Source organism: Armatimonadota bacterium, from assembly GCA_031081675.1.
GTDB classification, from domain to species: domain Bacteria; phylum Sysuimicrobiota; class Sysuimicrobiia; order Sysuimicrobiales; family Kaftiobacteriaceae; genus Calidihabitans; species Calidihabitans tengchongensis.
In genome coordinates this window covers 1-9,504 of sequence record JAVHLZ010000020.1, presented here as the reverse complement: position 1 = coordinate 9,504, position 9,504 = coordinate 1, and the positions used below count along the sequence as shown (strand labels likewise).

Annotated in this window: 9 protein-coding genes; 7 read left to right on the top strand and 2 right to left on the bottom strand. The window is 73.4% G+C overall.

Going from position 1 to position 9,504, the window contains the following annotated elements:
* The first annotated feature begins 131 nt into the window (after positions 1 to 131).
* The 6 genes from RB150_08365 to RB150_08340 all read left to right on the top strand — a co-directional run bounded on the left by RB150_08365 (position 132) and on the right by RB150_08340 (position 7,312).
* Positions 132 to 908: a TatD family hydrolase gene (locus RB150_08365; protein MDQ7820549.1), complete on the top strand. Its 777-nt coding sequence runs from the start codon at positions 132 to 134 to the stop codon at positions 906 to 908.
* Positions 905 to 1,981 carry a M48 family metalloprotease gene (locus RB150_08360; GenBank protein ID MDQ7820548.1) on the top strand — a complete coding sequence of 359 codons (1,077 nt, stop codon included), beginning with the start codon at positions 905 to 907 and terminating at the stop codon, positions 1,979 to 1,981. The genes RB150_08365 and RB150_08360 overlap by 4 nt, the downstream gene beginning before the upstream one ends.
* 45 nt (positions 1,982 to 2,026) lie before the next feature.
* Positions 2,027 to 2,791, top strand: a complete 765-nt coding sequence (locus RB150_08355) for a 2-phosphosulfolactate phosphatase (GenBank protein ID MDQ7820547.1) — start codon at positions 2,027 to 2,029, stop codon at positions 2,789 to 2,791.
* The gene (locus RB150_08350) at positions 2,788 to 3,696 is read left to right on the top strand and encodes a polymer-forming cytoskeletal protein (GenBank protein ID MDQ7820546.1); all 909 of its coding nucleotides are present in this window, start codon (positions 2,788 to 2,790) and stop codon (positions 3,694 to 3,696) included. The genes RB150_08355 and RB150_08350 overlap by 4 nt, the downstream gene beginning before the upstream one ends.
* 119 nt (positions 3,697 to 3,815) lie before the next feature.
* Complete coding sequence (locus RB150_08345) at positions 3,816 to 4,169, top strand: hypothetical protein (GenBank protein MDQ7820545.1); 354 nt, start codon at positions 3,816 to 3,818, stop codon at positions 4,167 to 4,169.
* Entirely contained in the window at positions 4,169 to 7,312 is a 3,144-nt protein-coding gene (locus RB150_08340) for an efflux RND transporter permease subunit (protein ID MDQ7820544.1), read from the top strand. Before RB150_08345 ends, RB150_08340 begins: the two co-directional genes overlap by 1 nt.
* Here RB150_08340 and RB150_08335 read toward each other — a convergent pair.
* Positions 7,309 to 8,394, bottom strand: a complete 1,086-nt coding sequence (locus RB150_08335; protein MDQ7820543.1) for a rhomboid family intramembrane serine protease — start codon at positions 8,392 to 8,394, stop codon at positions 7,309 to 7,311. The genes RB150_08340 and RB150_08335 overlap by 4 nt on opposite strands.
* 25 nt (positions 8,395 to 8,419) lie before the next feature.
* Complete coding sequence (locus tag RB150_08330) at positions 8,420 to 8,848, bottom strand: cyclic nucleotide-binding domain-containing protein (protein ID MDQ7820542.1); 429 nt, start codon at positions 8,846 to 8,848, stop codon at positions 8,420 to 8,422.
* 151 nt (positions 8,849 to 8,999) lie between these two features.
* On the opposite strand from RB150_08330, the gene RB150_08325 reads away from it, so the two are divergent.
* Positions 9,000 to 9,467: a hypothetical protein gene (locus tag RB150_08325; GenBank protein MDQ7820541.1), complete on the top strand. Its 468-nt coding sequence runs from the start codon at positions 9,000 to 9,002 to the stop codon at positions 9,465 to 9,467.
* Positions 9,468 to 9,504: the final 37 nt, after the last annotated feature.

Genomic DNA, 9,504 nt, shown 5'->3' with positions numbered 1-9,504 from the left:
CGGGGACTGTCCCCGCGCTGGCCTGAGCGGGCCGTCTGCGCTGGCCGGGCGGGGCCATCCCCATCGCCCAGCGAGGGTGTGCGATTCCTCCCGGCGGCGCTCCGGTGCTAGACTGAGGGACGGCTGTGGAGATGTTCGACTCCCACGTGCACCTGGACGATCCGGCCTTTGACGCCGACAGGGACGCCGTGCTCCGGCGGGCCCGGGAGGCCGGCGTGCGCGGGTGCGTGACCGTGGGGTCCGACGTGGCCAGCAGTCGCACGGCGGTGGCTCTGGCCGAGCGGTACCCGGACGTCTACGCTGCCGTGGCCATCCACCCCCATCAGGCCGGCGACGCCGGTCCCGATGCGCTGGCCCACCTGCGCGCGCTGCTGGCTCACCCCCGGGTGGTGGCCGTCGGCGAGACGGGCCTGGATTACGCCCGCAACGAGGTCCCGCGGGACGTCCAGCGGGAAGCCTTCGTGGCCCACCTGCGCCTGAGCCGGGAGACCCGGCGGCCGGTGATCGTGCACTGTCGGGCCGCGTGGGACGACGTCTGCACCCTGCTGGCCCGGGAACGCCCGCCCGGTGTCGTGCTCCACGCGTTTTCGGGCTCGCCCGAACTGGCCGCCGACGCGGCCCGCCGGGGCTACATGGTCTCTCTGGCCGGCCCGGTGACCTTTCCCACGGCGCGCGTCCCGGTGGAGGTCGTCCGGGTGGTGCCTCTGGAGATGCTGCTGGTGGAAACCGACTCCCCGGTCCTCGCCCCGCAGCCCTGGCGCGGGCGGCGCAACGAGCCGGCGTTCCTGGAGGCCGTGGTGCGGCGCATTGCCGAGATCCGCGGAATGGATCCGGCCGAGGTGGCCCGCATCACCACGGACAACGCCCGGCGGGTGTTCGGCCTGCCGGCGGACGGGGAGGGACGATGAGCCGCCCCCTGGCAGTGATTCTGGCGGTCCTGGCCGCGCTGCCGGCCGTGGCGGGGGCCCAGGAGTCGGAGGAGGTACGTCTGGGCCGGATCTATGCCCGGCGGCTGGAGGCCCAGTACCGGCTGGTGCGCGACCCGGCTGCAGTCGCCCGCGTGGACGAGGTGGGCCGCGTGGTGGCTGCCGCCTCCGGGCGCCCGGAGCTGCCTTACACGTTCGCGATCGTGGATCTGGAGCCCGCCAACGCCATCTCCCTGCCGGGAGGCTTCATCTACGTGACCCGCGGCCTGCTGGAGTTTGTGCGTTCCGACCACGAGCTGGCGGCCGTCCTGGCCCACGAGGTGGCCCACGCCGCCCGCCGTCACCAGATGGAGATGATCCGGCGCAGCAACGAGGCCGCCTTCTGGACGTTGCTGGTGGCCCTGCTGACCCGCGATGCGGCCCTGGCTCAGGGGGCGCACCTGCTCAGCGCGAGCCTGCTGTCGGGCTACACCCGGGACCTGGAGCGGGATGCCGATCTGGCGGCCGTGGACATCCTCACCCGCACGCCCTACACTCCCGTGGCTGTCCTGACGGTTCTGGAACGGCTGGCCCGGGACGAGCGGCTGCGCCCGCCGGTCAATGCCGGCGCCTTCCGCGACCACCCCGCGACCGCGGAGCGGGTGGCATCCGTCCTGGCGGAGCTGCGGCGGAGGGGTATCCCGGTGGTGCGGCGCCCGGCGGCCAACTACCTGCGGGTGGGACTGCGGCTGGCCGGCGAGCCCGGCGCCGAAGTGGCGGAGGTCCTGGTCAACGACGTGGTGGTCGTGCGCCTGACGGACCCGGTGCGCGCCCGGGCGGTGGTCGAGCGGCTGGACCGGTTCTTCGACACCGACCCGGATCCCGGGCAGGTCGCCGTTCTGCCCGCCGGCCCCGCCGCGTGGGAGGTCGTGGGCGGCACCCGGCTGCTGGTGACGGTGACGACCGCCGACGCGGCAGCCCTGGGCCTGCCGCTGGCCGACGCGGCGCGGCAGGTGGCGGCGCGCCTGCAGTGGGTAATCCGCGAGGATCTCCGCCAGCGCCAGTTCACCGGGTAGCGGGAACGACATCCCGGTTCGGGATCCGCTGAAGACGGAGGTCGTATGCGCGTGCACGTGGCCTTCCACCCCCTGGTGGTGACGGCGGAGCCCCAGGTGTGCATTGTGGTGGACGTCATCCGGGCCAGCACCACCCTCGTGACCATGGTGGAGCGCGGCGCCGGGCGCATCTACGTGGCGGAGACCGTGGACGCCGCCCGGCGCGCGGCCGCCCGGATGGACGGCGCGATTCTCGCCGGAGAGGAGAACGGGCTGCCCCCCGCGGGGTTCCACTACGGCAACTCTCCGGTGGAGGTCGCCCGGGCGGCGTTCGGGGCGGCGCCGGTCATCTTCGTGACCACCAACGGCACGGCGGCCATCCGCCGGGTGGCCAAGGCGCCCGTGGTCCTGGTGGGAGCCCTGCGCAACGCCCGGGCGGCGGCCCGGCAGGCGGCGGAGCTGGCCCGGGTGAGGGGGCTGCCCGTGACGGTAGTGTGCGCCGGCCGGGAGGGCGGGTTCGGCCTCGACGACGCCTACACGGCCGGGGCGCTGGTGGACCGCCTGCTGGAGGTGGAGCGCTCCGCCGAGCTGACCGACGGGTCGGCGGCGGCTCTGCGCCTGTACCGTGGAGAACGAGACGCCCTGGCCCTGTTCCGGGAGTCGGCGGCCGGCCGGAATGTCATCCGCCTGGGGCTGGAGGAGGACGTGGTGTACTGCGCCCGCGCCGACGTCAGCGAGGTGGTGCCGCGCCTGAGCCGCGAGGTCCATGTGCTGGAGTCCGTCACGTCGGGGCACCGGGAGGACGCGGGCCGCGGTGGGGGTGGCCAGTGACAGCGCGGCGGGCCGTCGGGGCCCTCGGGGTCGCGGCCGGCATCATCGCTTCCGCAACGTCCGCGGCGGCGTGGGGAGCCACCGTGCGCCTGGCCGGCGACATCGTGGTGCCGGCGGGCGTGGTCCATGAGGGCTCCGCCGTGGCGGTGCGCGGACACGTTCGCGTGGAGGGAGTGCTGCGCGGCGATGCGGTGGCCGTGGACGGGGACGTGGAGGTCTGGGGGCGGGTCACCGGATCGGTGCAGGTGGTCCAGGGCAGGGTCGTGCTGGGGCCCCTGGCGCGCGTGGACGGCGATGTCCGGGTGGTTTTCGGGGCGGTGGAGTGGTTCCCCGGCGCGCGGGTCGGTGGGCGGGTCCTCACCGGGCTGCTGTGGAGCGTTCCGCCCCGGCGACCGGGGTCTGGCACGCTCGCCGCGTTCGTCGTCCGGGCGGCGGCCCTGTGGGCGATGGCCGGAGTGACCGCGCTTGTGGCGGCGGTCGCGGCCCTGTTCCCCGGTCCCGTATCGCGGATCGCCCGGACCCTGTCCAGGTCCCCCGGGGCCTCGCTCCTGGCCGGCGTCCTGCTGTGGGTGCTGCTTCCTCCGCTGGGCCTGGTCCTTCTGGTGAGCCTTGTCGGCATTCCGCTGCTGGCCCTGCTCCCGTTTGCCCTCAGCCTGCTGGCCCTGGCCGGCCTCGCCGGGACCGCCCTCCTGGTGGGCAGCCGCCTCGCCGAGGCGTTCCGGTGGAGGCCGGGACCGGCGGGAAGCACCCTGGTAGGGGCTGCCATTCTGGCGGCGCTGTTCCTGCTGTCCGGGCCGGGCCGCCTGGCGTTTCTCGTCGCTCTGACCTGGGGAATGGGCGCGGTACTCGTCCACGCCTTCCCGAAGGGTCCCAGAGGCGATCCGGGCACGCCATCGTCCACTTGACAGGGCCTCTCCACAAGGAATACGCACCGCCTCCGAGCGCAGGCGGGCTGACTGGCCGGACCGCAGCGCCGCCAGATCCCGCTCGCCCACCGGGGCATCGGCCGGGGGAACTGGCCGGGGTGGTGCGGGTGGTCCTGCCCGCCGCCGACCCGGTCAGCCGCACCGCCCGGGTGCGCCTCCGGCTCACATCTCCTCCCCCGGGCGTGTTGCCCGGCACCTCGGTACGCGGGGAGGTGGTGGTCGAGCGCCGGACCGGCGTGCTGCTCGTGCCGTCCTCGGCCCTGCGGGAGGGCGCGGCCACCGAAGTGGTGGTGGTGCGCGACGGTCGCGCGCAGATCCGCCGGGTGGTGGTGGGGCTTCGCCACGACCACCTGGTTCAGGTCCTCTACGGCCTGCGGGAAGGAGAGCAGGTGATCACCCTCGGCCCCGAGCAGATCGGCGACGGGCAGCCGGTCGTTGTGGTGACTCCCTGATGTCGCTCGCCGAGCTGTCCATCCGCCGCCCCGTGGCCGTGCTGATGGTCCTGTCGGCCCTGCTGGTCCTGGGCCTGCTGGCGTATGCGCGCATGCCGGTCGAGCTGTTTCCCAACGTCCAGTTCCCGTTTGTGACCGTAGCCACCCCTTACCCCGGGGCCGGACCGGAAGAGGTCGAAGCCCTGATCACCCGCCCCATCGAAGAGCAGGTGAGCTCCCTCACCCACGTGCGCCGGGTGATCTCCGCCTCCCGGGAAGGCTCGTCGGTGGTGGGGATCGAGTTCGTCCTGGGCACCAACCTGGACAGCGCGGTGGCCGAGGTGCGCCAGCGGGTGGATCTGGTGAAGGCCACCCTCCCCCGCGATGCGGGGGCGCCCACCGTCCGGCGGTTTGACGTGGGGTCTCTGCCGGTGGTGTTCCTGGGCCTGGGCGGAGGGGTCTCGGGGTACGAGCTGCGCCGCCTGGCCGAGGAGGTGGTCACGCCGCGGCTGGAACGGGTGCCCGGCGTGGCCGCGGTCAGCGTCTCCGGGGGCCGCGTCCGGGAGATCCGGGTCGAGGTGAGCCAGGACCGCCTGCGCGCCCTGGGCCTGTCGGTGCTGGACATCCAGGACGCTCTGCGGCGCGAGAATCTGAACGTTCCCAGCGGCGCGGTCCGGCAGGGCGACTGGGAGGTCCTGGTGCGCGTGACGGGGGAGTTCCGCACGGTCGAGGACATGGCCGCTTTGCCCCTGCCGCGCCCGGGGGCTTCCCCGGTGCGCCTGGGAGACGTCGCGGAGATTCGGGATGCGGTGAAGGACCCCGACCGCCTCACGCGCCTGGACGGCCGCGAGAGCGTGGGGCTGGCCGTGTACACGCAGGCCGACGCCAATACCGTGACCGTCGCCGACGGCGTGCGGCGGGTGGTGGAGGAGCTGAGGCCGGCCCTGCCACCGGGGGTCTCCCTGGTCGTGGCGCGGGACGACTCGGTGTTCATCCGGGAGTCGGTGGCCGACGTGCAGGGCAACCTGCTGCTGGGCGCGGCGCTGGCCACCGCCGTGGTCTTCCTGTTCCTGCACAACCTGCGCAGCACCGCCGTCATTGCCCTGGCGCTGCCGGCCGCCATTGTGGCCACCTACCTGCCCATGTACTTTGCGGGGTTCTCCCTCAACGTCCTGTCGCTGCTGGGGCTGGCCATTGCCATCGGCCTGATGGTGGACAATGCCATCGTGGTCACCGAGAACATCACCCGCCATCTGGAGGAGGAAGTCCCGCCCGCCGAGGCCGCCCGGCGCGGCGCCCGGGAGATCGAGCTGGCGGTGATGGCATCCAACCTGGCCAACGTGGCCGTTTTTCTGCCCATCGCCTTCATGCGCGGGCTGGTGGGACAGTTCTTCCGGCAGTTCGGCCTCACCGTGGCATTCGCCAACCTGTTCAGCATTCTCATCGGCTTCACCCTGACCCCCATGCTGGCGGCCCGGTGGCTGCGCCCGGCCTCCCGGGCGGGCACGCCGCGGTGGGCTGCGCCATTCGCGTGGTGGGACCGGGCCTACGGCCGCCTGGCGGATCGCTACCGCACCCTGCTGGCGTGGGCCCTGGATCACCGGGCGCAGGTCCTGGCGGCGGCGGCCGCGCTGTTCGCGGTCAGCGTTCTGGTGGTGGCCTCGCCTCTGGTGGGCAAGGAGTTCATGCCCTCCGGAGACTCCGGCCAGTTCCAGGTGGATATCACCATGCCCCCCGGAGCGTCGCTGAGCCAGACCGACCGCGCCGCCGCAGCCGCCGAGCGCCGTCTGCGCCAGATCCCGGACGTGGCGTCCGTGTTCACCGTGGTCGGCGGCGCCGATACCGTGCTCGGCGTCAGCGAGGGGGGCAGCCAGCGAGCGCAGATCCTCGTGAGCCTGATCGACCGCAGCCGCCGCAGTCGGTCGGTGGACCAGGTGATGGCCGACCTGCGGGCGCGGATTCGCGACGTGCCCGCGGCGCAGATGAAGGTGGGTGCCCCGGGGGTCACCGGCGGCACCGCGCCGGTGCAGGTCGAGGTCACCGGGCCGGACCCGCAAGTCCTGCAGCGGCTGGCGGACCGCATCCGGGAGATCGTGGCTTCCACCCCCGGGACCGTCAACGTGGATACCACCCTGCGCCCGGGCAAGACCGAAGTGCTGGTGGTCCTGGACCGGGTCCGGCTGGCCCAGTTCGGCCTGTCCACCGCCGAGGTGGGCGCCCAGCTGCGCACCAGTCTCGCCGGCACCTCGATCACGCGGTTCCGGGCGGACGGCACCGAGTACGACATCACCGTGCGCTCCGAGCCCGCCGACCGGGAGTCCGTGGCGCGCCTGGGCGCCATCGCCGTGGGCCGGGTGGGCGGCGCTCCGGTGCGCCTGTCGGACGTAGCGGTCCTGGAACTGCGGAGGGGTCCCGTGTCCATCGACCGGCTCAACCGGCAGCGCCTGGTGACGGTGACGGCGTCGCTGCACGGCCGGCCGCTGGGCGCGGTCGTGGACGACATCCGGGCGCGCCTGACGGGGGTGACGGTGCCCCCGGGCTACATGGTGCGCTTCGGCGGCGAGGCCGAGTTCCAGCGGGAGGCGTTCGGCGACATGCTGTTTGCCCTTGCCCTGGGGACAGTGCTCGTCTACATGACCATCGCCGCCCAGTTCGAGTCGCTGCTGAGCCCGCTGGCCATCATGGCCAGCGTCCCCCTGGCCGGCGTGGGAGTCGTGGCCATGTTGCTGCTGACCCGAACCACGGTGAGCATCATGTCGCTGCTGGGGATCGTGATGCTGGCCGGCATCGTGGTCAACAACGCCATCTTGCTCATCGAGTTCGTGACCCAGCAACGCCGGCAGGGCGTGCCCCGCCGGGAGGCGCTGCTGCAGGCCGCCCGGATGCGCCTGCGGCCCATCCTGATGACGGCCCTGGTGTCGGTGATGGGGGGCCTGCCGGTGGCGCTGGGCCTGGGCATCAGTGGCGCCGAGTGGCGCCGCCCCCTGGGAATCGCGGTGCTGGGCGGGCTGGCGACGTCCACGGTCCTCACCCTGGTCGTGATCCCGGTGGTGTACACGCTGCTGGACGACCTCACCCTGGTGGTGCGCCGCCGGGCGCCGGCGGCCGCGCCGGCCGTGCACCCCGTGGCCGGCGCCTCCGGCGGGGAGGACTCCCGCCCTTAGCCTCTCCGGTAGGCCAGCCAGAAGCCCGCGCCGACCAGGACGCCGCCCAGGTGGGCGAGGGCCGAGACGCTGGTCGCCCCCGTCAGCTGCAGGTACGCTCCCACCACCTGGAGCAGGATCCAGACGCCCACGTAGGCGTAGGCCGGCATCCGCACCCACCGGAAATAGATGAGGAAAATGCGGAACAGCACCCCCAGCCGGGCCCGCGGAAACTGCAGCGCGTAGAAGGCGATGACCCCCGAGATCCCCCCGCTGGCGCCGATGAGGGGGACCTCCGACCGCGGGTCCAGCGCGATGTGGGCTGCGTCCCCCGCCGCCGCGGCCAGCAGGATCAGGGCGAGGTAGCGGACCTTGCCCAGCACGTCCTCGACGTTGTCTCCGAACACCAGCAGGAAGTACATGTTGCCCAGCAGGTGGAAGATGCCGCCGTGCAGGAGGAACGACGTGAGCAGCGTCAGGCCCCCGTGGCGCCACCACTGGGCGGGAATCAGGCCGAACTGCCGCACCGCGTACTCCAGGTCGGCCATGGCCCGCAGGCTGAACGCCGTGATGAACGCCACCAGGACCCACGTCATCCAGGGGACGGTGCGGAACGTCTGCCGGTCGTACTCCACCGGCATGCCCAGGAGGGCGGGCAGGTACTTCCACAGCTGCTCCGGAGCGTCCCACCCGAACTGCCGGGGCGGGCGCGCCGCCTCGGCCTCGGCCCGGGCGGTGGCGAGGACCTCCCGGGCGGCGGGCGGCAGGGGCTGCTCGTCAGCCGCCGGTGCCGGTGGGATCTGCTCGTACTCGCGGGCGTCAAACCAGACCAGCTGGCAGGACAGACAGACATCCACGGCGGGGCCGACGTCCGCCCGGACCTCCGCCATGGACCTCAGGCAGGACGGACAGCGGCGGCCCGGCCGGCGGGGGGACTCCCGGGCGGCCGTCCAGATCCGGGTGACCGCCTCCCGGGCGACGCTGCGCCGCAACAGGCCCACGCCGACCGCCCGCCCGCCGCACGCCGGGCAGCGCCAGTAGACGCCCCGGGGGGCGGGTTGGGACACCAGGACGTGATCGTCCTGCGGGCAGGTCAGCCTCATCGGGCCGTCGGGATGCGGGGGCGGTCTAGTCCGCGTCGGGGGGAGGCGGAGATTCGCGGAGCCGTCGCACCACGACCTCCAGGATCCGGATGGCCAGGTCGGGGTGCTCCCGCAGCAGGGCGCGGAAGTCCCACCGCACCAGCTGCAGGCAGCGGGTCCGCGAGGCGGCGGTGACGGTGGCGGTGCGAGCCCGTTCTTCCAGCAGGGCCATCTCGCCGAAGAACTCCCCCGGTCCCAGCTCCCGCAGTCGCTTCCCGTCCCGGGTGACCTCCACCCGGCCCTCGGCGATCAGGAAGAAGCCCATGCCGGGCTCACCCTGGCGGACGATGGTCGCTCCCGGCTCGTAGACCCGCTCGACCATCGAGCGGGCCACGAACTCCAGATCCTGCGGGGGCAGGGCGGCAAACAGCGGCACCCGCTTCAGATGGGCCAGCGTGGTGGCAGGATCGGCCATTTCCCGTCTCTCCACAAAGTGGCATGACACGCCGACAAAGCCGCGTCACATTTCGACGCGCGCAGGAAGACCCCTGCCCGCAGGACCCTGCGCCGCCCGCTCCGTACCCATCAGGGGATGCCGCCTGCGTGGGCGGCGGAGGAGGTGTGCGGTGGCCACGTCCCGATGGCGTCGCCTGGCCGCGGAGGGTGCCGTACCGTGGCGGCCGGCGGACCTGGTGCAGGCGTTCGCGCACTGGCAGGATCTCGTGGGGCGGGCGGCCCGCCGCGCGCGGGTGGACCGTCACGGGCGGGTGACCTATGCGCTGCCGGTCGGGGGAATGGGGCGGTACTTTCTGGACCGCTACGGGCGCGAGGTCGGCCTGGCCCACCTCATCCGGTGGGTGAAGGTCGGGGAGTTTCTGTCCGAGCACGCGGACGCCCTCGCCGCCCGCCGCCTGATCTGGGTCGGCAGGGACGGCGCGCTGGAGATGGACCCGCGCCTGCTGGCGGTCCTGTGCCGCGTCCGCTACCGGCGGCGCCCGGGCACCATAGAACCCGGCATCGCGCTGGCGGACGTGCTGTGGCGCCTGCGCCGTCGGCCGCCTCCCCGCGCCTCCGGATCCGGCCGGGGGCGATGACCGCCGGGCGGATCCCGCCGCCGTCAGGGAATGACCA